The organism is Vibrio sp. Y51_MX_L26, assembly GCF_024181935.1.
In the GTDB taxonomy this organism is placed as follows: Bacteria; Pseudomonadota; Gammaproteobacteria; order Enterobacterales; family Vibrionaceae; genus Vibrio; species Vibrio diabolicus.
Genome location: NZ_JAMZAS010000015.1, coordinates 63,200 through 87,054, shown reverse-complemented (window position 1 = coordinate 87,054; position 23,855 = coordinate 63,200). Strand labels below are relative to the sequence as shown.

Sequence of the window (23,855 nt, the reverse complement as noted above, 5' to 3'; positions counted from 1 at the left end):
GTTTGAATTGACTGTGCTGAATCCGAAGATTCAATGGTCACTTCGTTTCATTGAAACCTAATTTGAAACCGAAGTTTCTAATTGGATTATCATCAACGAGTGCCCACACAGATTGATAGGTTTATATTTTTAAAGAGCTTTTCTAACTTATCCAGCAACTTAGTTGCTCGTCGTTAGGGGTGCGTATCTTACTCCGCACCGTGAGAGAGTCAAGCATTTTTTCAAATTTCTTTTTCTCTCACTTCCGACTCGCTGTGTGACTTTCGTCTCACTCCGTGTCGGTGGATGCGCAGTATAGGGAGTTGAGAAATTAGTACAAGCGTTTTTTGCAAAAAAACTTTCAAAAGGTCATTAGTTAGCCAAAAGCCTGATATTTGCATATTTCTTCGTCACATTTGAGACATATCACAGCAATTGGTTGGAAAAACACCAACCATATACGTAAGATTCATGTGTCTATTCTGTTAATGGACAATCGATCTCTTTATCACTATGTGTAGTAATTAAAATGACGTCTAAAAAAAATCTGATTTTATGTGCTGGGCTGGCCGTCGTTGGGGGAATCGTCTTCTCTCAAGTCTCCATCCCACCAGCCTTGAGTTTTCTCATTGGTGTTATCGCTACTGCTTTTTTATTTTCATTTTCTAGCCAGACACCTTCTATTCAATCAACAGACTCGGATCCATCAACTAAAACTCTGTATGTCGGCAACCTTCCTTATAAGGCCAATGAGAGTCACGTTCGCGATTTGTTTGCTGAATATGGACAGGTCTATGCAGTACGCTTAATGAAAGATAAGCGCACTGGAAAAAGAAGAGGGTTTGGTTTTGTCGTGATGGCTGCGGCAGATGCCAAGCCAGCTATCGCTAAACTGAATGAAAAGGAATATATGGAGAGAACGCTAAAAGTGAGAATTGCGAACGATCCTAAACACCCGGATGGTGGTAAACCAGAACAGGATTAAAACCTAGCTTCTTTAAACAAATGTTCAGTGCATCTTCCTGCCAAGGAGTTGCACTGGCATAAATCGACTTACTTCCCTCTTCCGTATCCTCAATTTCATCACTGAATAGTAATGCTTTTACTCGACGCGCAATGGCCGCACCTGAATCAATTAAAGTAACGTCCCCACCCAAAGCTTGATGAATTTCCTCTTTGATTAAAGGGAAGTGAGTACAACCGAGCACCGCAACGTCTACTTTATCGCGAAGCGGAAGCAGGATTTTTGTCAGTTCGTCTAGAGAAACGCTGTTGCCTCGCAACTTCTCTTCGGCCATATCCACCAAGCGAGTTGATCCCAACAGCTCAACTGGTTTGCCTTGCGCAAAGTCTCGTATTAACTCGTGAGTATATTGGCGTGTTACTGTCGCCGGAGTAGCGATCAGCCCCACCCCTTTTGATGCCAAAAGCGATGCGGGTTTAATCGCAGGGACAACACCAACAACGGGAATAGATAAATTTTCGCGTAGGGAAGGAAGCACTATGGTGCTTGCCGTATTACAAGCAATGACAACAATGTCGACTTGGTGTTCTTCGACTAATGAAGAGACCAGTTGGTTAACTCGTGAAATGAGTACCGCCTGATCGAGTTCACCATAAGGGTAAGCCTGATTATCGAATAAGTATAAGTAGTCAAGCTGCGGCAATAGGCGATGTATCTCTTGGAATACAGAAAGACCACCAACACCGGAGTCAAAAACTAGGACTTTTTTCTTACTTGCTACTCGCACGAGCCTTACCTAAAGAACAGAAACGTTGCGATCATACTGCTTAGATTTGTTTTGGCAATGCTTTAGCATGGTATCTTTGATGGCTGAATCTATCTCCAGATTCTACATCTCGCTTCGTCAGCTCGATATGCCCTTGAAAAGACGGCGAAGACGTGACCAATGTGTGAAATTCACCATTTTCCCCACAGGGATCAATTTGACTTGGTAATGACTCTATTAGGACTTTGTCATACCAGCGACCACACCACTCTGGAGGGAGAACACTTCCGTCGATGGTGATCAACATCGTTTGAATACCACGCTCTATGATTTCCATCGCTAGTTTGTCGCTGCTCTCCCCTAATAGCGGAAAGACGCACTCCCAGCCAGCAGGTTCAATATAGCTGCGTCGGTACTCGGCAATGCCATTGCAAAACATATCGCCAAATGCGACAGCTTCTATATTCAGACCACTACTTTGTAATGCATTAACGATGGTCGATTGATAAATGTCGTTACTCGGAAAGACTTCAGGCAGTTCGATAGTAATGAGCGGAAGCGCAAGTAAGTCTGCTTGCATTTGTACAACCTCAAGCGGAGTTGCTTGGAAAGGGACTTCTTTCCCTACGTAAGTCGTGTACAAACCGACAACTTGATAATTTGGATTCTCGTTAAGGCGCTCAAGCGTTAATGTCGAATCTTTACCGCTGGACCAACTGATCACCACTTGCTTGGGTTTCTTCATTCGATTTTCCACCACAAAATATTAAAAACCGCCCGAAGGCGGTTTGTGTTCATTCACGATTAGAATTCGTAGCCAACGTTTAGATAGTACGCTCGCTCAGCGGCAGGGTAACCTTTTGCCATCTCATACTCTTCATCAAATAGATTATCGATACGAGCGCTAATAGAGGTCGACTCATTCGGATAGTAAGTCACAGCCGTATCAACCAACGAGTAAGAAGAAAGCGTGATATCTTGTGAAGGCCAAGTGCTGTAATCCACATCTGGACGCTTACCTACGTACTGATAGCTAACCGACCAGTCCACTTTATCGAAGCTCACTAAAGCGTTCCACTTATACATTTCTTTAGCGCGGCGCTGCAACTGATGCCCTTTATCGTCTTCAGCATCTTTGTAATCTGCACTCAACTGGTGTTGCACAATCCCTGTATCAAACTCAGCAACAAGCTCCACACCTTGGATACGTGTTTCACCATCGACATTCAAATATTTGTATGTGGTTGGATGGTAATCGATAAGATTCGTGATTTTATAGTCATAACCCGTGACGGACCAAAAAACGCCTTGTACATCACCGCTAAATGCTAGTTCCCAAGCATCTGACTCTTCCGGCTTCAGATCTTTCTCACCGTATGTTGGGTCATACTGTTGATATAGGTTTGGAGCCTTAAACGCAGTACCAAAAGAAGCTTTAACCCCAAACTCTGGCACAAACTGGTAACCAGCCGCTAAACTGTAAGTGAACTCACTACCGTATTCTTCGTTATCATCCAAGCGAGCACTGCCCTCAAGCATTGCTTTATCAATACTAGTTGTTGCCATACCAAACAGAGCGCCATTGGTACGATCAAACGTTTTATTCGCACTCTTGTCTTTATAAGACTCATTACGCCAGTCAATACCACCAGCCAACGTCGTATTGTTGTTTAGCAAGTAACTGTTGGTCCACTGGACATTTTGCTGCTCAAGTTCATCTTCAGTACCTGAGTGTTTGCCTTTTGCTTGCTCATAGTTCCAAGACTTCTGTTTCTGTGCCGTTACTTGTAGTTCTGACATCACATTGTCAGACTGATACTTACCGCCCAGAGTGGCAGAAAGGTCGTCTTTTTCTGCTTCGTAATAACCGCGACTGCCGTAGCTGCTGTCATATTGATAAACATTTTCGTAAGCACGTAGGTTACCAAATACAGACCACTGGTCATTGAAGTTATGCACGTAACCTAGCAGACCATTCTTTGTATCAAAGCCATGGCGATCGCCGTCATTAACTCCCGGTACAGGGCGAACGTTATAACCATCATCACTTTCACTACCAAGCGCGATATTCAGCTGGCCGCTCTCTGTGACTTTAATGCCAGATGCCACACTCAATTCTTGGTAATCTAAGCTACCTAAACCTGCGCTTAACTTCGTTCCTTCTTCGTCAGCACGTGCAATGGTGATGATGTTGATCACGCCACCAATCGCTTCTGAACCATAAAGTGACGCACGCGCACCACGCACGTACTCAATCCGTTGAACGTAAGTCAGTGGGATTTGGTTAAAGTCCACAGCGCCCTTAGCTGCACGCGCAAAACGTACGCCATCAACCAGTACTAGAACTTGGTCGGAACTGGTACCACGAACAAATAAAGACGCTAACTGACCACGACCACCATTTTGTGAAACTTGAATACCCGTAAGACGGCGCAACACATCTGGTAGGGTTTTCGCTTGAATGCGATCAATGTCTTGTCGAGTAACCACTTCGACATCTGCCAACGTACGGCTTTCGGCTTGCTCAAAACGGTTTGCAGTAACAACGATGGTTTCGTCAGTGGAGGTTTCTTGGGCCTGTAGACAAGAGACAGGTGAAAGCAGCGATGCCAAAGTGATCGCCAGTGCGGATTTTCTCATTGTATTGTCCTAAATCGCGTAATTCCTTCCGAGCCCTGTCGTCATGACAGTCCAGTGCTGTGGCTCAGTTGTTGGCAGGTATTCGGACTCAAGAGCACGGGTGTACCGCCTACTTGCTCGACTTCCCACATAAACTAATGCAGTGTCTGATGAGCGTTCGTTCTCTTTTACCGCTGCGCGTCAGTTCTGGATTCACACCAGATTCCCATTTCAGCCATCTAGATTGCTAGATAGCACCAACTTGAGGCAAATATTATTCAGCTATTGATTATTTGTCCAGCCAATATTGTCCTTAGAAGTTGTAACGTTTTGATTGATTTTGCTTTCTACTCTGCCTGTACGCACTATCTTTAAATCAATTCCAGTACAAAACTGGACATCCTATTGAGATTGAATAAAATCTGCGCTCTTAAATTGAATGCACCATAAAAGGTAAGATCATGGCTACTCTTGATGTAAACCCACAACGCTACCAAGAACAACTGGCTGAAAAAGTCGAACGTCTCACGGATATGTTCGCGCCATACAACATGCCAGAACTGGAAGTGTTTGAATCACCAGAGCAGCATTACCGCATGCGTGCTGAGTTCCGTGTTTGGCATGAAGGCGAAGATCTTTACTACATCATGTTCAACCAAGAAACTCGTGAGAAATACCGTGTTGACCAATTTCCTGCAGCAAGCCGTCTGATCAACGACCTGATGCCGCTATTGGTTGAAGCGATGAAAGACAACGACTCGTTACGTCGTAAACTGTTCCAGGTGGATTTCCTATCGACGCTAAGTGGTGAGATTCTGGTTTCACTCCTTTACCATCGCCAACTTGATGAAGAGTGGATTGAAAACGCGAAAGCCCTTAAACAGCGCTTAAATGATGAAGGCTTCAACCTAAACATCATTGGTCGTGCTCGTAAGATGAAGATTGTCCTAGACCGCGACTACGTGATCGAGAAGCTCGATGTAAATGGTCAGAGCTACATCTACCAACAAGTTGAGAACAGCTTCACTCAGCCGAACGGCAAAGTCGCAGAGAAGATGCTGGAATGGGCGGTCGACTGCACCCAAGAAAGCACTGGCGACCTACTAGAACTTTACTGTGGTAACGGTAACTTCTCGCTGGCCTTGGCACAGAATTTCGACCGCGTCCTAGCAACTGAGCTAGCGAAGCCATCTGTGGTATCTGCACAGTACAACATCGCCGCCAATAAGATTGATAACGTACAAATCTTACGTCTATCAGCAGAGGAATTTACTCAAGCGATCGAAGGTAAGCGTGAATTCCGTCGTCTACAAGATGCAGGTGTGGATCTGAAGAGCTACAACTGCAACACGATTTTTGTCGACCCACCACGTGCTGGGATGGATGTCGATACTTGTAAAATGGTGCAAGGTTACGAGCGCATCATGTACATCTCTTGTAACCCTGAGACTCTAAAAGAGAACTTGGACATTCTATGCGAAACACACAACGTGACGCGTTTTGCTCTGTTTGACCAATTCCCTTATACCCACCACATGGAAGCAGGCGTACTGCTAGAGCGCATTAAGTAAGGGATTAAACGGCTTTTAATTGTAGCAAAAATCACTCTGGGTACGGCTTGGGGTACGGGAGCATCTAAAATGCTCGATTGCTATGATTGGATTTGATGTCAACGCCACCAGCTTTGCTCGTGGCGTTTTTGTTTCGGACATAACTAAAATCAGAAATCAGTACGCGCTCATTTTCATAACCAATCCGTTCTGAGAACTAAAACATCTAGGCTATTTTTTAGTTTGCTTGGTGTACTCCTGCTCGATGAGATACTCAATAAGTTTGTTTTTCTTCATATCAAGTGCTTTAGACAGGTGATCAATTTTCTTTTGCAGAGACTCCTCCATCTCAAAACTGTAGGCCTTAACCTTTTTAAGCTTGTTCTTCTCTCTATGCTTATATTGATTCCATGAAAGATTCATCTTGTGAATGTACGCACTCTTGCTCATATTTTTCTCATCATAAAGTAGAGAAGCCTTAAAAAAGCTACTGCTACTCCATAGATAAAGGGATATGGCTAAGGATAAGTTAGCCGTATTGTTTGAAGCAGGTATCTCAAATGGTAGAAAAGCACCATCGCTTTCTAGCTTATTTTTTGTCCATTCAGCTCTATCTTCATTCTCTTCTTTTGTTAGCTTGAAGAAAGGAGAACGCTTAAAGTCCAGATATTTGTTTTTTATCTCGTTCATGGCCTCTTGTTGCTTTAATGCATCTTGGATACCAGTTTCTTTAAATAAGTAATGCAAGAATATAGTTGTATGCATTTTCCACTTTGAAGCATGAGGCGAAAACTTTGGTACATATCCAACAACCGCATCATTAGCACTTGTTGAAAAAACCACATCAAAATCTGAGATATTCTTCGCTTTAGTATCTTGCTTATTATTACACCTAACCACTAGAAGCATGCAATACCATATAAAGTAGGAAGATACGTAGTCACGAGTATCAATCCAGTCATACTCACTGAGCGCAATATTTCTAATTACAAAGTTATCTTTCAGTCTTTGAAGGCAACCTTCCGAATCTTTCTTCACAGCATCTTTGGCAATCATGATTCGAGCATCAATATCATCCTGATTGCTATCTATCGTGATCCCAAAACTAACATCAAAAAGAAACCTAGGGTCATGTTCTACGTTGAATGTCTGTATTAAATTTTCCATATTTATTACTTAGTAATTTTTATGTAATTTTAAAGTATTTCTTATATGTTTTTATAGTATTTTTCAAATAAATAATCTGAAACCTAACCCAAGCTCACATAGGGGAATTGATGTGAGTTTTATGGTTTTCCAGTGGAGGAATGTCGAAGGTGTCCTTGTTATGTGACAACGTAAGCTGAATTCATACCAAAAATACACAGTTTTGGTGGATACTATCCCCCCCAAAGCACGTCATAGCAGTAGTCAAACTTCTACAAAGTCGAAGTTTTTATCAGAGTAACTTTTGCAAGTTTTGAAACCACAAGACGCCTTGTGAACAAAGATACGTGACTGGAAGAGGTGAGTAAAAAACTGTCGGTAATAATAGTATTTATATGAATCTTATCTAATAAATTACAACAACCTATCTACCTATTGAGAACACTAACCAATAGGAATGATAGAAATGAACAACAACAGTACAGACAAGCGTTACATCGGCGGTATGCTACTAAGCTGCAACTCGAATAACGGTCCTCTCGACGATAGCTACTTAGCCTCGATAAAACGAACTTTCGATTATGCACTAAGCCAATACCCTAGAACGTTGTTAATTCGATTTGACTTGCACTACCCCGATGGTTATTCAAATGCCAATGTCACAGGTAAACAGATCACTAAGTTCCGAGAGTCCTTTAAAGCGATTATGTGTGCTTACTTAAAACGTAAAAGCCATAACCGCCACTCCGATCCTCGATTTATCTGGTGCAGAGAGATCGTCACTTCAGCGTATCCTCACTATCACGTAGCTGTATTGTTGAATGGTGATGTTTTTAAAGGAGTGGGACCTTACGATGACATTAAGGGCGAGTACATTTCGGGGATGATTGCTAAGGCCTGGGCAAGTGCAACCGGCCTTTCGGTCGAGCAGGCAAGCCGTGCGATTTATTTCCCCAACAACGGTACGTATGAAATCAACAGACGAGACAATACAGAGACCTTTTACAATCAATACAACCAAGCCTTTTACCGTGTCAGCTATTTGGCAAAACTAGAAAGCAAGCTTTTTGGAAACAGAGGAAGAAACTTCGATAGTAGTCGTCATTAGCAAGGCAAAAAAGAAAGGCCCCTGCGGCCTTTCTATAATCTAATCTGTCGTATAGCGGAACTCCCCTTCACTAGAGTAGATATCAATCTCTAACACGCGACAGCGCGTTGTAGTGACGTAACCTGTTGAGTCACCATACTCCAAGTCAACAGATGGGTATGGATGCCATACCACACCACTCGTTGTGTTACTGCTTGAGGGCTTCTTATAATCTGGGTTGCTGAGATTTTTCAGTAACTCATCTGATTGGCTGTATTTATTCTTGTTAACAGTAAGCTTCGGTACCTCTGGCCAGGCAACTTCGCAGTTGCCTCGATTCACCTCAATTTTGTAGATAGTGGTGAAATCAAACAGAGAGGTCACAAATATTTTCGTTTTGGTTCCCCATTGAGTATTGATGTCTTTGTATTCCACTTTGTAGCCTTCAGCAGACGCATTAAAGGCCAATAGCACTGACAGTGCTGTTGTAAGCACAATTGGTTTCATGAGAAGTATCCTTTGAACAGTTATTCAATGAGTTGATATTAAAAGGTGGTTGCGACAACTAATGTCGAAGAGAGATTGGCTTTGAGCGATGTAACCGTAGCGGCGCTTATCTACCAGCCAAAGAGATAGCGTAAACCGCCTAAACATGCCCCTAGCGCACCGCCTATAATTTTACCCAGGTGCTTGCCTGTCGTGCCAAACACACTTCCTATTTCTTCGCCGTATTGCGCACCTTGAGTCGTCGTGTCGAAGATTGCCTCCCACAAACTAAGGCTGGTTTTTTTGTTGTAATCACTGGCATCGTTGTCTTTCCAATTCTCATATCGAGGGGAAAGCGTGCGATTCGCCAGTAAGAGCCGTTTATTTTTTGGTAAACGTTCAACAATCAAATACAGCAACTTGGAAAGGTTATAGGGCCGTTGCTTGGCCAATCCATCACAGTGCCCCGCAACGTAGTAGACGGGCTTTAGATACACCCCTGTTGCGCGTAATACGCGTCGATGAACCGATCGCACCATGGTTTCAAGATAAGTTTTCGACACAGGTGTCGGTGTATTGTTTTCGTAGTCCCAGGATTGATTTCCTTTTAACGCATTATCGGCTTGATTAATGGCGATAATTAAACGGTGCTGTGCGTCTTCGCCTAATGCTGGAATAAGCACATCATTAATCAAGGTGATAGGTGTGCCTAAATCGCGTGAGCCACCATCAAGAATCACAAGTACCAGGTCAATCACGAAACGGTTCTGCTCATCTCTCGCTCTCAGCGTATTTTTCAATAAGCGGGCATGGCGCTTGTCTTCTTCGATGCCATCCCCCAGACCAGGACTATCCCAAAGAATGAGGTTGTTCAGACGATATTGCGTAACACCCTGCGTGTGCGGCTCACAACTGATGCCCACCTCTGCAACACTCATGTCAAAGAGAGCGTTAATCGTTGAGCTTTTTCCTGCTCCGGTGGCTCCTGTAATGAGAATGTTGAGCTCGGTGGCTCTCATTTGTTTGAGGTTATCGAGTAACTTGGTGCGAGTACGTTCATTGAGGGATGCCTGGCGTATCTCGCTTTCAAGCGTAGTGAAAAGATCGTGCTGTTCGGACATAGGCGCTCCTTAGTTAGCGTCCGGAAAAATTACAACTAGCTACCTCCTTATGACGAACAAATCATGAGGACAGAAAAATGAGACTAATTCGACTAAAAGAAGTGCTGGATAATACAGGTTTGAGCCGTGCGTACATGTACAAGCTCATGGCTGAGGGTAAGTTCCCTAAATCGGTATCACTGGGCTTTCGCAGCGTGGCTTGGGTAGAAAGCGAGGTCCAAGACTGGATATTAGAAAGAGTGACAGAGCGAGATGAACAGTTGGGATTACCACAACCAGGAGTTTGATTGATTCTTTGGTGGAGATATAAAGCAGCAGGTTAAAGCTTAGCTAGATTGATAAAAGTTAATGAGAAATCTGAATGTCGTCGTAACACTCCCATTCGACGTACTGAAGAAAGTTTTGCTCCCACATTTGATACAGCTCATCGATGCCTGGAGAGCGAATGCTTTGCCATCCAGTGGCGACGGTAAAAGCGACTTGATTGCCAAAATCAAAATCAATGCATCGCTCTAGCTCCGGATAATAGTTCCCCATATACGCAAAATCGGTAATGTAGAGAATATCAACCGTTTTACCATTCACAATGTTGAGGCCAATCTCAACCGGATGATATCCCCCCTCTTCCGCGCTATAGCTTTTGTCTCGAAAATGGATAGAGAGGGCATGGCTGGTGGACTGTGTTGATTTCATCGAGGCATGACAATGTTGGTTTAATAACGTCAAAAGCTTATTAGAAACAGCAAGAGCTGACGGCGTAAAATGCAGTATAGACATGGTTAGATCTCCTAAAAGTGACCGAGGTTAGAATGTGATCATGAATGGTGTTCATCGAAGGTTTGAATCATCGATAACTGAATGTCATCAAAGAGAGGCTGAGTAAGGTGTCGAGAGAGCGCGTTCAGCCAAGTATCTAACAGCGCTTTCACTTGCGGGTCTGCAAGACTTGCAGCACCGCTATCTGGTTGATAACACCAAAGATTGAAGAGATGAAAGTAGAGTTCAGGCTCAATCTCACTCGGTTTGTTTTCCGAATAAGAAAAACTCGCTAAACAGACGACCTGCCAATCTTCGCTGGCCGATGTCCGACGAAATTGTATTTCAATGGGATGAAGCCCCTGCCCCGTCTGGTAATAGCGTCTTTGTCGACAGTTCAGGACCATACGTTGAGCTTGTGGAGGAATCGAATAACGTTGGATTACCAGAAGCAATGCTTGATGAAAGCTATCCTGCAATTCCAGTTCACCCGATGTTTTCTGGATCATAGTAGCCCCCTTTCTGCAAAAGAGATGGCACTATCGCCAACCACGATATGATCAAGAACTCGAATGTCCACCAGCGCTAAAGCCTCTTTGAGCCTTTGCGTAATTTGTTTATCGGCTTGGGAAGGTGTGGCATCGCCAGAAGGGTGATTGTGAGCAAAGATGAGTGCGGCGGCATTGACTTTTAAAGCCGCTTTGAGGACTTCTCGGGGATAAACACTTGCCGAATCAATTGTGCCAAAGAAGAGCTCTTCAAAAGCAATAAGGCGATGCTGATTATCTAGAAACATCACCGCAAACACCTCTCTTTCATGGTGTTTTAATTTGCAAGATAAATAGGTTTTTGTTGCTTCGGGATTGCAATATTGTTCGCCTCGGAGGGCCCGTGTAGCAAGGATTTCAGCGGCAGCGTCGAGCACCTTATCTGCTGTAACAGGACCATCAAAATAGTAGTTGTTTTCGTGCATAAAAAGCTCCTAAAAATGAAACCGTTGGGATATACACGAAGATAATATCTATCTGAAATTCCTTTCATTACTACTACACATAATGAAATGGTCCAATTGAGATAAGAAGAGCTTCCCTACTGATAACAATCGATATTCGCTTACGTTTAGTAGATACACTCAACTTTCAAAGACAAGAGACGCATGTGAGCCTAATGACATAAATCAAATAAATAGCATTCAATAATCGGATAATACTAAAAGTGTTAATTAACCACACATTAAGAGCTTGATTGCAGTGCTATTTGTGAGTATAAGGTGATTCTAGTTCAAAAAATCAATCATTTAGATAACAATAAAATCAATGAATATAAAACTAATTAGCAGTGCGATCAGTGTGGTTATGTTGTCAGGCTGTACAAGTATGATGCAGAGAAACGACTTCGATAGCTTCAATTCAAAACTTGATTCTGGTGACTTTTCGGGAGCATCTCAAGTAGCCTTAGAACATGCTGGCTACGATAACGATTCAGGTGAAACAAGCGACCTACTATGGACATTGCAAGCTGGTGCAAGCTTGAACTATGCAGGTGAATACGAATTATCCACCAAGCTGCTTGATGAAACAGAAACAATGATGAAAGAAGAAGATACGGAAAGTACTGCTTCTGAGGGAGTTGAGCTTATTGGTTCAATGGTTGGAAATGACGCCATGTTGGCTTACGAACAAGCGCATTACGACGGCATCATGACAAATACCATTAAAGCATGGAATTTTATATCACTTCATGACTATCAAAATGCTCGCGTTGAACTAAATAGAGCAGAAGAGCGACAGCGTAGAGCAGCTCAACATTTTGCAGATATCATTAAGGAGCGAAGTGAAGAACTGGAGTCTGAAGCTGGTGAGTCAAGCGCTTTGGTAAAGCAGACCATAGAATCGGATTTGACACAAAATACACTAAAAAAAGCAGGTATTGAGCAAGGCCAATGGAAACCTTATGAAGGCTACGTAAACCCTTTTACGACATACTCTTACGGTCTTCATTTACTCATCACAGGTAAATCTAAGTCAGACTTTGAAAAAGCTGCTAACTCTTTCAAGCGTGTACACTCTCTTACTGGTTCACCTGCTGCCAAAGCGGACTATCAATTGGCACGTAGTATGGTTAAAAATCCAAGCCAATCTAAGCTAAAAGATCAAGTTTGGGTGATTTTTGAAAATGGCAAATCGCCAGTGAAAGAAGAGCGTCGAATTGATCTGCCAATTTTCTTACTGTCTAACAATGTATCTTATGCTGGTATCGCAATTCCTACCTTGAAAAAACGCGGTACAACATTTGACAGCATTACAATTAATGGTTCAAAGACCAGCACTATTGCAGATATGGATAAGATAATTAGTGCCGAATTCGATCAGGAGTTTCCATATATTTTAGCTCGTGAAATCACCCGAGTAACATTAAAAACCATCGCTCAAAAACAAGTTAAAGATGAAAACGCTTTACTTGGTGATGCATTAGCCATTTTACAAATGGTGACTACTGGTGCTGATATTCGAACTTTCTCAGCCCTACCGAGTGAATATCAAGCAACTCGAATCAAAGCCAAACACAATACAGTTGAAATAAAGGCAGGATCTTTCACTATTCCAGTTGAGCTTAGTACAGAATCTAACAAACACATCATCTACGTGAAAGCGGTCTCTCCATTAATAGAACCATCCGTAAAAGTCGTAAATATTTAAGGATAAACATGAAAAAATTGACAATTGCAGCTGTTGTAGCTGCGATGAGCTTGGTTGGTTGTAAAACAACCACATCTTATATTGATGCTGCTGATACAACGACAAATGTGGTAGCAGCCCTCTCTTACGCTGATTTCTCGAAAGCAGCAAATGAAATGGCTGATGACATTATTTCTAATAAATTGATGACTCACCCTCAAGCAGATGTTGGTGGTCGATACATTATTTATGTAAGTGGCATTGAGAATGACACTATGCAGCGCTTAGACACTGATCAGCTAACCAAATCTTTAAGAGTAAAGTTACTTCAATCAGGAAAATTCTTAGTAACAACTGCATTCGGTGAGGACGATGCCACAAAAAAAATGCGTGATTTAAAAAATTCCAAAATGGTCAAACAGGCAAGTGTCAAAGGAGATAACCAAGTACTAGCCCCAGACTTTAGCCTATCAGGCAAAATCCTTCAGCGAGACTCAACTCTAGATAACGGAGATACACGAATTGAGTACTATTTCCAAATGTCACTAACCAATATAGAAAATGGTTTAGCGTATTGGGAAGGAGAGCGAGTAGTCGGCAAGGTAGCGGATGGCTCAAGTGTGAGCTGGTAGGTAGCGTCAAATGATGGGCAGTGAAAGCTGCCCATTACTTTTAGTTAGAGGGTTAGGTGATTAAAAATGAAATTAAACCAATTACTTACAGCAATGGCAATCGCTGGCTTGTCATTACCAATACATGCATCTCAAGAAGGTAATTTAGTAGATACAACAACGGTAGCAGAAATAACAGAAGAGGCTGCGGGCAAACAAACCGATAAAGATGTGGTCCAAGTTCAAAACGATGTTGATACCACTGATGCCATTGATGAAAAGCTTGATGCTTATGTGGCAAACGTAAAACGCACCTTATATAAACAGGGTAAGCAACATAGTGTATTTATTTATTCTGGTTCTGCTGAAATCATGGCAGAGCGCAATGACCCTCGATGGGCAGAGTTTCGAGTAGCAGCATTAGATAAGGCCGTATTAGAGGCGCAAAAAGAATACTTACAAACACTAAATACCAGTGTCGAAAATAACATGCTTTACTCCATGACAAAAAATAGCGGCTTGCCGACCCCGACTGAAGAGGATTTTAAGAGTGACTCTCAGATGGCGAGCTTCTTAGATAAAGTGGTTGCGGTGCTGGAAGGTAAACTTGATGCAGAATTACAAGAAATGGGGATTGATCCAAAAGAGTTTGAAGCAGCCCCACCATCGATCAAGCGCGATCTATTTAAAGAGTCAGTGATCAAGCAAACTATAAGGTCTTCATACGGTGATTTGGCTGGAATGATGATTATCAAAACCTATGAGGAAATCAGAGATTCTGGTCAAGGAACAGTTGGGGTTGTACTTGCTTTGTCTGCAAATAAACGAGATCAAGTTCGTGCAATGATCGATTCCGGCGGTCAAATTACACCACAGAAAGATAAAGCTAACCCTAAAATGACATCTATCTACGATATGTTCTATAACCAAAAAGACAGTCTATATCTGAAGGTAGGAACTCAAGTTAGCTATGACTCCGACGGCTATCCCATGTTGATTTCATACGGTCAAGCAGGCGTTACTTATACATCCTCACCAACGGAAAGAAAAATTGAACGTAAAGCAGCTAAGAGCTTTGCAACAAACAACGCTTGGGCGAGCTTGGCACAAACCTATAATCTGAATGGTGATTTCCAAGAGTCAACTTCAGAAGAAAACCGTGTCAGTAAAGCTGAGCAGTTCGATTTGATAACAGGTGCTGTTCGCAAAAAGTCCCCAGGCTTAACTAATGAATTAATCAAATCCGTTCAACAAAGTGCTTCAATGACATCGAGTGTACAAAATATGACTGGTGTAAGTACTGAGTTTGAATGGCGTCGTAAGCACCCTGTGATGGGGCATGAAATGGTGGGGACGGTACTCGTTTGGCATCCCAAGAAGATTGTGAGTGCAAAAAATATGGCAAGTGGAATGAGTGCTGAAAAGCTGGAGCAAGAAGCCCTGGGAGCAGAAACTCTCTCTGATAACATTAACTCGGCTGAATCGGAAGATATGTTTGATGTGGCGGATTTTTAACATGAATAAAAGGCTTATACTACTTTGCGCAGCAAGCTTATTCTCATGTTTATCTAGTGCTGCAAGTTATGAGAAAGTTATAACAAATGGGCAAGGAGAAACATTAGATCAGGCTATTGATGTCAGTTTAAGGCGTGCGGTAGAACAGGTCTCAGGTGTATCTATTGAAAGTGCCCGCACTTCACTCCTTACATCAATTAACAACGGAAAGACAAAACAGTTAAACGACTCTATGGCAGATGGTACTGCAACATACTCGCGAGGGAACGTTAAGTACAAAGTGCTACATGAAAAGTGTTCAAGTTATGGCTGTGAGGTAAAGTTAGAGGTTAAGGTTGAGGTTGACCCTAGAGAGAAAATAAAAGATCAAAATGCCAAAAGAAGAACAATCGCTGTTGGTAGTTTTTCTGGCCCAAAAGGCACTATTATTGGCAAAAAAGTCGAAGAACTTTTGGTGCAAGACCGAAAGTTCAAAGTACTATATGACAGACTCGATCCAACGTTACAGTATTTTGTAACTGGTCAGGTTGTTACTGCTAACACTAACAAAAGTGTCGTCGATAATTCACGTACCGTAGAGCTCACAGGGGAAAGCATTAAAGATGTGAAAACCTACTATAGCTCTAAAGTTTTGGTAAAATTTCAAATTCTCGATGTTGTCAATAATCAAGTGAAATGGTCAGCAACTATTCCAACCACTTCAAGTAGAAACAATTTGAATCTTCTGGTTGATATTGCTTCGAAAAAAATATTTAACCAACTAAAAGATAACATTTATCCGTTAGTGGTTTTAGTTGGCGATAATGGCTCTTTAGTTTTGAACTCGGGCGGCAATACAGTTAAGCAAGGACAATACTTTGATGTCTTCAATTTGGGTGAAAAATTTATCGATCCAGTGACAAAAGAGAGTTTAGGCCACGATGAAATCAAAGTTGCGACCATTGAAGTGACCAAAGTATTACCTAAGTTTGCCTATGCAAAAGTAGTAAAAGGAAATATTGCAGAAATCGAAAATCATAGTATTGCACGTAAGTCCGCTTATACGAAGTCAAAACGAAAGCATACAGAACATGCGAAGCCAAAAGTCGTTAAGCCTAAAGAGGAAAAGAAAACTACTGGGATCATTCTCTAAATACAAACACACTATAAATAATATTCAGCAGAAAGTGGGATGATAAGACACGACCAATGTCAACACTAATAGAAAGGCAAGGCTCTCAGACCTTGCCTTTCATTTAATCATGCCGCATACCACCCGTCAGCTAGCACTTCTGCTTGATCCAGAACCAGCTTAATCGCCTCTTCAGCCGCATCAGGTGGGTACTTCCAGCGACGCAATAAACGACGTACAAGGTTACGCATCCTTGCTCGCACGCTTTCTCGTTTCTGCCAATCTACCGTAGCGGATTTACGCAGTTGGTGAGTGAGTTCAATGGCAAGTTGACGAAGGTTGTCATCGCCTAGGGTTCGCACAGAAGCCTCGTTGGTGACCAATGCACGGTAAAACGCAATTTCATCAGTGGAAAGCCCCAGCTTTTCCATCATCTCAGCGTCAGCTTGCATCTCTTTAGCCCACTGGATCAGCTCTTCAATCACCTGAGCGGTTTCAATGTTACGATTATGGTATTTTTGCAAGGTCATCATGATACGATCAGAATATTTTTTCTCCTGCACCACATCGTTTTTCATTCTTGCTTTCACTTCGTCGCGCAGCAGTTTTTCTAGCAGCTCAACAGCTAGATTCTTCTCTTTCATATTGGCAACATCTTCCAAAAACTCAGGAGAGAGCAAGCCAATATTCGGTTTATCTAAACCAACCGTTTTAAAGATATCATCCACACCATCGGCAACCACCGCGTTATTCAGGATCTGGCGCAAAGCTGAATTACGGAGTTCATCGCTGCGTTTGGTATCAACCGTAGAGTGTTTTAAGAAGGCGGTCTTAATAGCTCCGTAAAAGGCGATTTCGCTCTTATAACCATCAACTTCATCCAAGGTATTACATAGAGAAAAGGCTTTCATCAACGCAACCATGACATCGAGGAAGCGGCGTTTGCCATCACGAACTTCTTCGCCTTTGCTGTTGCGGTGTGAAAGACCTGAGATATGGTTCACGGCTCCCGGAAGCAGTTGCAGCGGTTTGGTTTCAAAATCTGGACGATAGTTGAAGACGTCACCATCAACAGGCGTGGCAAACATACCGCGAATTACGTCGATTTTTTCCATAAAGACTGCGAAAGCTTCAGCGGTATCAACGGTTGGCTTTCCCTTACCTTGGCTATTGGTATAGGTCTTCAGTGCGTTTTTAAGCTCATTAGCAATACCAATATAGTCAACAACCAAACCTCCGGGCTTATCCTTAAACACGCGGTTCACACGGGCTATCGCCTGCATAAGGTTATGACCTTTCATTGGTTTATCGATATACATGGTATGGCAGCAAGGCGCATCAAAACCTGTTAACCACATATCGCGCACAATAACCAATTGCAATTCATCATCGGTATCTTTGTAACGTTTCTCGAACAGCTTCTTGGTCTTCTTATCATGGATATGAGGCTGCATTTTTGCTTTATCAGCAGCGCTGCCTGTCATGACGATTTTGATCGCGCCTTTGTTTGGATCTTCGTTATGCCATTCGGGTTTGATAGCCACGATGGCATCGTATAAATCCACACAAATTTCGCGACTCATGGCAACAATCATCGCTTTGCCCGGAAAGGTTTCACAGCGAGTCGTAAAATGCTCTACCAAATCTTGGGCAACTTGTTTGATTCGCGGCTCTGCACCAACCAGTTTCTCAAGTGCTGACCACTGCGATTTTATTTTCTCGCGACTTTCCGTTTCTTCGTCTTCGCCAATCTCCTCTTCGACCTGATCGTTAAGCGCTTCGATTTCATCTTGATTAATATCGAGCTTGGCTAAGCGAGATTCGTAATAAATCGGCACTGTCGCGCCATCATCGACCGCGTCTTGAATATCGTAGATAGAAACATAATCACCAAAGACACCGCGAGTGTCTTTATCGTCCATCGATATCGGTGTACCTGTAAAACCAATAAAAGCGGCATTTGGCAGCGCGTCACGCATGTATTTGGAGTAACCATAAACATAACGCTGATCAATCACATTGCCATCTGCGTCTTTAACATCTACTAAGCGAGCTTTATTGCCATACTGGCTACGGTGTGCCTCATCGGAAACCACCACGATATTCGAGCGCTCAGAAAGAATCGGATGTGCCATTTCTTCATCGAGCAGCGCAAACTTTTGTACGGTTGTGAAGATGATGCCACCGGACTGACGATTAAGAAGTAAATCGCGTAATGAATCACGATCTTCAGCCTGCTGAGGGATTTGCTTCAACGTTTCTTGCGCCATGGTGAAGGTATTGAATAGCTGGCCGTCTAGGTCATTACGGTCGGTAACCACTACTAAGGTTGGGTTATTCATTTCTGGTTGTTGCAGCAATTTACTTGCGTAACAGACCATCGAAATGCTTTTTCCACTTCCCTGAGTATGCCAAACCACGCCCGCTTTTTTACTTCCGGGCACCACGGTATTGGCGTAATTTGCCCTTGGCTCAGTAATTTGGTCAGACGTTGTGGCAGCCGTGACGGTTGCCTTAACAGCAGCTCGGACGGCATGGAATTGGTGATAACCTGCGATTTTTTTGATGATCTTGTCGCTATCATTTTCGAACAATACGAAGTAGCGAATGTAATCGAGCAGCAATTCTGGCTTAAAGAAGCCACGCACCATGGTTTCTAATTGGAATTCGAGTAGTGGCTTGTCGTCTTCACTCTCTATCGTCTTCCATGGCAAGAAACGTTCTTTATTAGCCGTTAACGAGCCGACTCGCGCCGTCCATCCATCTGAAATGACCAGCGCTTCATTGAACACAAAGAGATCAGCGATTTCTTCTTTATAAGTTTGAATTTGATTGTAAGCATTCCAAATATCGGCGTGATCATCGGCTGGATTTTTCAGCTCAATGACCGCCATTGGCAAGCCATTGATAAAGACAATCACATCTGGTCTACGATTGACTTTGGTGCCTGTGATGGTGAACTGATTAACCACTAAGAACTCGTTATTCTCACGGTTCTCAAAATCAATTAATCGAACATGAGTATGCTTGGTCACCCATTGTTCTTGCTCCATTACCGAGTATTCAACAGGCACACCTTCGATTAAATATTGGTGAAAAAGTTTGTTGTTTTTAATCAGTACAGGTGTTTGCGGTGTGGCAACGATTTTCGCTACTTCGATTAAGGTGTCACTGGGCACATTTGGGTTTAAGGTTTCCAAGGCAGAGACTAAACGCGCCTGTAGCGTGACTTGCTGATAGTTTTCACGTTCAGGCGTATCACCATCTGGTGCGATGTCATAGCCATTTTGGTATTGGTAACCTAGCTCTTTAAACCAATCGAGGCATTGTTGTTCTAGTTGGTCTTCAGTAATCATTAAGCCTTTATCCTTATTATTTATTCCATGCGCTCTTAATCAATCGTCCGGTTTGGTTATAAATGCCAACCTGCTCAATGTAATGGTGGAAGTCCCTATTTTCAGAGACGATTCGGTTTGCAGATTGCCAATCCACGTTGACTCTCTCTTGAGCTGGAATGAGTATTTGGCTATCAAACAAAGATTCAGCATCCAGAATCAGCACGCCAATCCCGTGCAAGCTCGACAACATTTGCAGCTCACCTTCAACGTCGCTATTTAAGCCTGTAGCAACAAGGTAGCCGAAATTGGCCCAACTCGAATTCGATACGGCTTGGAAAAAGTATTTTCGTACATTGCCTTTGGTAAGATGTTTTTTGACTTCAAAAGACCAAAGTCGAACCGAGCTGTGATTCCCACTGCGCACACAGCTTCTCACAATTTCATCCCAACCTTGGTCGAGCGGCTCTAGCGCGACCACATCAGGATGTAACCAGTGATTGCCACCGTTGCCATGAGAGTTTTTAGATTTACGCTCGTCAATACGCTGACAGTAAAGGCCCAGATCCTTGCTGAGGTACTCAATCAACATTGGGTAGAGATCGTGCTCGCTTAAGCTTTGCGGCACGAGAGGCGTATCGATGTCTGATTCATCTGCATCGCTAAGATCATCTTCCTGATGAGCAGGTGTAGGTTTCTGCTCCCAGTAATAAACCCGAGGTCTTGGTTTGTCACGAGTGGCGACATTAGGACAAACGCTTTTCGCTCTTTCAGTGCGTTCGCCACCAATTTCTGCTGCGAGCTGGGCAATCAACTTTTCTTCGGTGTTGTATCGGGGGTTTTCTTGTTTCTCAGCGATTTCTTCTGGATATCGAAGCACAAATTCTTTGGCTAAATCCCGAGCAGTAAACTTCTTGTCGGGGTTCGCCTTGAGCGTTTCGATAATCATTTCTACTCGGGTTGCCATTATTCGACCTCAGCTAATTCTTGAGCTTGTCCTAACTCGATTTCGCCGGAAAGCAATTTAGGAAGTAGCGTATCACGGAGTGCTTCTAGGTTCTGATTTTCCATCTGATTCGACTTAATTTTATCGAACAGTGGTTTCACTAGAGTATCAAAGTTATCAAGGATCTCTTTCGATGGCACGATGACTGGCAGTGCTTTGATAATCTTAGAGTTAACGGCTTTTGCTATTGATGAAGTGCTCCCTAATGACTCAAAATTGAACTGCTTCATGTAAGAATACAAAAAGTTAGTTGATACACGAGCATCATCAGCCAATTTGTAATGAGCAATAGCTTCATTTGTGGTCATCTCACCATGAGTGATAGCTACACGTCCTACAGTCAGTTTAAAACTCAAAATCAATGTGTTATCGGGAATAACCTTGACGTTAAACTTATCTACAGCCTCCGGTGTCAAGTACTCTGATGAGTCCAGAGCATAAGTACCAGCGTTCCCCATATCCTTGATAGAAATCCAAGTGACATTACTCGGATTTTCAGAAAACCATTGAGGCTCCTTCCTAGGTGGAGTCTTACCTATGGCAACAGTCGCGACTTTTTGCGACTCCAACACTTCCCATCCCTCAGGAATCAAACCCAACTCAGACTCAACGAGCTTCTCGGGGAATAACGAGGCAGTAGCAGCATCCATTCCCTCAGGCTGCTCGCCATTCATTTTGGCTTTAACCGGATCGAAATCAACAAACCATGATTTGAAGATGGCTTGCGCCATTTCTTCTAGGGTTTGGTTAGTTTGCTTATTAGCAGCAATTTTCTTGTCTAGAAGTTTCAATACATTCGATGAAAGATGTTGGTATTCAAAAGGTGGAAATCTGACCCACAACTTTCTTAGTGAATCTATGGTCAGAGCTTTTTGCGCAGACCCAATCATTATTGACGATAAAGCAGCTTGTCCAATATCGGACTTCAACCAATAAGCCAAAAAATCAGGATCAAGCCCGTCAAATTGACTCATCCAAATAACATTCCCATCTTTGAAATAGAAATCACCTTCGTCTTGGACTATATAAGGCCAACCCGAACGATTCCCCACGGAGCTGATTAATAGATCTCCTTGTTGAGGAGAACCATATTTAACTTTTATTTCTTGATATCGTTCTTTTGATATGAATAGCTCAAAATGACTAAATTCTCCCAGAGCCTTATCAATTACGTCTTTAGAACGCATGAATGGAACACCGTTCTCAACATACTCTTTTTTGAAAATACGAGTACTTGATTTAATAGTGCACTTTTCACTAAGTTGGAACTCAGGCCAATCACAACTCATAACCTAACCCCGCCAAGTTCTTTTTGATTTCGGCTTCTAACTTGGCTGATTCGGCAAATTGCTCACCCAGTTTTTCGGTTAATGTCGCCATCTTCTCAGCAAACGGAATACCGTCATCCAGCTCTTCTGCGGCACCAACATAACGCCCCGGAGTGAGCACAAAATCGTGTTTTTTAATATCTTCTAACGTTGCAGATTTGCAGAAGCCCGATTGGTCTTCATACGCGACGCCATTAACTTCTTCACCTGTTTTCCAAGCGTGGTACAGGTCAGCGACTTTCTGGATATCATCACGAGTGAAATCACGAAGTACGCGGTCTTTCATATAGCCAAGGTTACGCGCATCTATGAATAGCACTTCGCCTTTGCGCTCACGCAGCTTACGACCTGATTTATCGGTACGAGCTTTCTTGTTTTTGGTTAAGAACCAGATACAGGCAGGGATCTGCGTGTTGGTAAACAGTTGCCCCGGAAGTGCAACCATACACTCGACCAAATCGTTCTCGACCAAGGCCGCACGAATTTCGCCTTCGTTGTTAGTGGTTGAACTCATCGAACCATTAGCAAGAAGTAAGGCTTGAGAACCATCTGGTGCAAGGTGGTAGAGCATATGTTGCATCCAAGCAAAGTTGGCGTTACCTGATGGTGGAGTGCCATATACCCAGCGAGGATCGTTATCATCGACACCTGTATTCCACTCTTTCATGTTGAAAGGAGGATTTGCCATGATGAAATCAGCTCGCAAATCAGGGTGTTGGTCATTTGTATAGGTACTGGCAGGCTCCTTACCAAAATCGTAATCCAAGCCACGGATTGCCATGTTCATCGCAGCAAGCTGCCATGTGGTGTAGTTGTATTCCTGACCGTAAATCGAGATCCTTTGTTTTTGCGTCAGCGGGTCGATTTCTTTTTGGTTAGCACGGCGCTCTATAAATTTCTCTGATTGCACAAAGAAACCGCCACTACCCATTGCTGGGTCATACACACGGCCTTCAAATGGTTCAATCATCTCAACAATCAGCGAAACGATTGATGCAGGCGTGTAGAACTGACCGCCTTTCTTACCTTCAGCAAGCGCAAATTGTCCTAAGAAGTATTCGTAAATATGACCAAGGATATCTTTACTGTTCAAGGATTTATGATTAAACGGAATGGTCGCGATTAGGTTAATCAGCTCATTAAGTTTTGCCTGATCAATTTTTAGCGATGCGTAGTGCTTGTTGAGTACGCCTTTTAGCTTCTGGTTATCGCGCTCAATACCTTCCAAGGCGTTATCAATCAGGTGACCAACTGACGTAATTTTCTTCGTCTTACCATCAATAACCAAATCCGCACCGCCAATAACCATCGGGCCATTGTCTTGCAGGAACTTCCAACGAGATTCAGTAGGCAACCAAAACACGTTTTTCTCTTTGTAGTAATCGCGCTGTTCCAGTTCAATCGCGATTTCTTGTTCAAGTTCTTCAGCCGTGTAACCTTCAGGATCGAGGAAGTACTCGTGATCAGGGTTAGCAAAGTCTTGTTTTAGCTCTTCTTGGCGAAGCGTGAAGGCGTCAGACACGTATTTAACGAAAATTAAGCCAAGTACCGCATGCTTGTATTGAGAGGCATCGAGTGACGCACGGAGTTTGTCTGCGGCTGTCCAGAGCTTGCTTTCCAGCTCTTTGAGGAATAGTTGTTCTTGTTCGTTCATTACGGGTTTCTTGAGTTCAAAAAATTGGTCTTATGATACCAGTAACTCAGTAGATGTCTTTGAGTTCTGCCTTACTTGACAATATTCTTTATAAACTAAAATGCATATTTTTGTCATTAAGCAGAAACGACTTAAGTTTCCGT

The 23,855-nt window shown here is 42.9% G+C and carries 21 protein-coding genes and 1 riboswitch; of the genes, 8 read left to right on the top strand and 13 right to left on the bottom strand.

What is annotated here, in order from left to right; genetic code table 11:
• Positions 1–508 precede the first annotated feature (508 nt).
• Positions 509–964, top strand: a complete 456-nt coding sequence (locus tag NL645_RS21380; protein ID WP_203346836.1) for an RNA-binding protein — start codon at positions 509–511, stop codon at positions 962–964.
• Here NL645_RS21380 and murI read toward each other — a convergent pair.
• The 3 genes from murI to btuB are packed head-to-tail and all read right to left on the bottom strand — an operon-like array spanning position 927 to position 4,349.
• Positions 927–1,730, bottom strand: a complete 804-nt coding sequence (murI, locus tag NL645_RS21375; RefSeq protein WP_005393707.1) for a glutamate racemase — start codon at positions 1,728–1,730, stop codon at positions 927–929. The genes NL645_RS21380 and murI overlap by 38 nt on opposite strands.
• A gap of 40 nt (positions 1,731–1,770) precedes the next feature.
• Positions 1,771–2,454 carry an adenine nucleotide alpha hydrolase gene (locus NL645_RS21370; protein ID WP_253652365.1) on the bottom strand — a complete coding sequence of 228 codons (684 nt, stop codon included), beginning with the start codon at positions 2,452–2,454 and terminating at the stop codon, positions 1,771–1,773.
• 59 nt (positions 2,455–2,513) lie between these two features.
• Positions 2,514–4,349, bottom strand: coding sequence for a TonB-dependent vitamin B12 receptor (btuB, locus tag NL645_RS21365; protein WP_253652364.1), 1,836 nt, complete (start codon positions 4,347–4,349; stop codon positions 2,514–2,516).
• 55 nt (positions 4,350–4,404) lie between these two features.
• Positions 4,405–4,605: riboswitch (cobalamin riboswitch) on the bottom strand.
• A 184-nt stretch (positions 4,606–4,789) separates the two neighbouring features.
• On the opposite strand from btuB, the gene trmA reads away from it, so the two are divergent.
• Positions 4,790–5,899, top strand: coding sequence for a tRNA (uridine(54)-C5)-methyltransferase TrmA (trmA, locus tag NL645_RS21360; protein ID WP_205391035.1), 1,110 nt, complete (start codon positions 4,790–4,792; stop codon positions 5,897–5,899).
• A 210-nt stretch (positions 5,900–6,109) separates the two neighbouring features.
• On the opposite strand, the gene NL645_RS21355 is transcribed toward trmA, so the two are convergent.
• On the bottom strand, positions 6,110–7,045 hold the full coding sequence (locus NL645_RS21355) for a hypothetical protein (protein WP_253652363.1): 936 nt from the start codon (positions 7,043–7,045) through the stop codon (positions 6,110–6,112).
• A gap of 445 nt (positions 7,046–7,490) precedes the next feature.
• Between NL645_RS21355 and NL645_RS21350 the strand changes: the two genes are divergently transcribed.
• Positions 7,491–8,132 (top strand): inovirus Gp2 family protein, encoded by a 642-nt coding sequence (locus tag NL645_RS21350; RefSeq protein ID WP_253652362.1) that lies wholly within the window; start codon positions 7,491–7,493, stop codon positions 8,130–8,132.
• A gap of 39 nt (positions 8,133–8,171) precedes the next feature.
• Here NL645_RS21350 and NL645_RS21345 read toward each other — a convergent pair whose 3' ends face one another.
• Positions 8,172–8,618 carry a hypothetical protein gene (locus NL645_RS21345; RefSeq protein ID WP_253652361.1) on the bottom strand — a complete coding sequence of 149 codons (447 nt, stop codon included), beginning with the start codon at positions 8,616–8,618 and terminating at the stop codon, positions 8,172–8,174.
• A gap of 110 nt (positions 8,619–8,728) precedes the next feature.
• On the bottom strand, positions 8,729–9,718 hold the full coding sequence (locus NL645_RS21340) for a GTPase family protein (protein WP_253652360.1): 990 nt from the start codon (positions 9,716–9,718) through the stop codon (positions 8,729–8,731).
• A gap of 77 nt (positions 9,719–9,795) precedes the next feature.
• Here NL645_RS21340 and NL645_RS21335 point away from each other — a divergent pair, with 77 nt between their 5' ends.
• Positions 9,796–10,005, top strand: a complete 210-nt coding sequence (locus NL645_RS21335; RefSeq protein ID WP_213905050.1) for an AlpA family transcriptional regulator — start codon at positions 9,796–9,798, stop codon at positions 10,003–10,005.
• 58 nt (positions 10,006–10,063) lie between these two features.
• Here NL645_RS21335 and NL645_RS21330 read toward each other — a convergent pair whose 3' ends face one another.
• Genes NL645_RS21330 through radC form a run of 3 tightly spaced genes read right to left on the bottom strand, consistent with a single transcriptional unit; the run spans position 10,064 to position 11,447 of the window.
• Positions 10,064–10,495 carry a DUF2787 domain-containing protein gene (locus tag NL645_RS21330; protein ID WP_140279178.1) on the bottom strand — a complete coding sequence of 144 codons (432 nt, stop codon included), beginning with the start codon at positions 10,493–10,495 and terminating at the stop codon, positions 10,064–10,066.
• Positions 10,496–10,533: 38 nt separating this feature from the next.
• Positions 10,534–10,983: a DUF2787 family protein gene (locus tag NL645_RS21325; protein WP_253652359.1), complete on the bottom strand. Its 450-nt coding sequence runs from the start codon at positions 10,981–10,983 to the stop codon at positions 10,534–10,536.
• The gene (gene radC / locus NL645_RS21320) at positions 10,980–11,447 is read right to left on the bottom strand and encodes a DNA repair protein RadC (protein ID WP_025575953.1); all 468 of its coding nucleotides are present in this window, start codon (positions 11,445–11,447) and stop codon (positions 10,980–10,982) included. Before radC ends, NL645_RS21325 begins: the two co-directional genes overlap by 4 nt.
• Before the next feature lie 343 nt (positions 11,448–11,790).
• On the opposite strand from radC, the gene NL645_RS21315 reads away from it, so the two are divergent.
• From NL645_RS21315 to NL645_RS21300, 4 genes are all read left to right on the top strand, one after another.
• Positions 11,791–13,173: a COG3014 family protein gene (locus NL645_RS21315; protein WP_025575954.1), complete on the top strand. Its 1,383-nt coding sequence runs from the start codon at positions 11,791–11,793 to the stop codon at positions 13,171–13,173.
• Positions 13,174–13,181: 8 nt separating this feature from the next.
• The gene (lpoB, locus tag NL645_RS21310; RefSeq protein ID WP_005393740.1) at positions 13,182–13,784 is read left to right on the top strand and encodes a penicillin-binding protein activator LpoB; all 603 of its coding nucleotides are present in this window, start codon (positions 13,182–13,184) and stop codon (positions 13,782–13,784) included.
• A 66-nt stretch (positions 13,785–13,850) separates the two neighbouring features.
• Positions 13,851–15,278: a DUF6844 domain-containing protein gene (locus NL645_RS21305; RefSeq protein WP_253652358.1), complete on the top strand. Its 1,428-nt coding sequence runs from the start codon at positions 13,851–13,853 to the stop codon at positions 15,276–15,278.
• A gap of 1 nt (position 15,279) precedes the next feature.
• Positions 15,280–16,410 (top strand): hypothetical protein, encoded by a 1,131-nt coding sequence (locus NL645_RS21300; RefSeq protein ID WP_031780359.1) that lies wholly within the window; start codon positions 15,280–15,282, stop codon positions 16,408–16,410.
• Between the two features lie 107 nt (positions 16,411–16,517).
• On the opposite strand, the gene NL645_RS21295 is transcribed toward NL645_RS21300, so the two are convergent.
• The 4 genes from NL645_RS21295 to NL645_RS21280 are packed head-to-tail and all read right to left on the bottom strand — an operon-like array spanning position 16,518 to position 23,712.
• Positions 16,518–19,745 carry a type I restriction endonuclease subunit R gene (locus NL645_RS21295; protein ID WP_253652357.1) on the bottom strand — a complete coding sequence of 1,076 codons (3,228 nt, stop codon included), beginning with the start codon at positions 19,743–19,745 and terminating at the stop codon, positions 16,518–16,520.
• Positions 19,746–19,761: 16 nt separating this feature from the next.
• Positions 19,762–20,691, bottom strand: a complete 930-nt coding sequence (locus tag NL645_RS21290) for a COG2958 family protein (protein ID WP_253652356.1) — start codon at positions 20,689–20,691, stop codon at positions 19,762–19,764.
• On the bottom strand, positions 20,691–22,019 hold the full coding sequence (locus NL645_RS21285) for a restriction endonuclease subunit S (RefSeq protein WP_253652355.1): 1,329 nt from the start codon (positions 22,017–22,019) through the stop codon (positions 20,691–20,693). The genes NL645_RS21290 and NL645_RS21285 overlap by 1 nt, the downstream gene beginning before the upstream one ends.
• Positions 22,009–23,712 carry a class I SAM-dependent DNA methyltransferase gene (locus NL645_RS21280; RefSeq protein WP_253652354.1) on the bottom strand — a complete coding sequence of 568 codons (1,704 nt, stop codon included), beginning with the start codon at positions 23,710–23,712 and terminating at the stop codon, positions 22,009–22,011. Before NL645_RS21280 ends, NL645_RS21285 begins: the two co-directional genes overlap by 11 nt.
• Between the last annotated feature and the right edge of the window lie 143 nt (positions 23,713–23,855).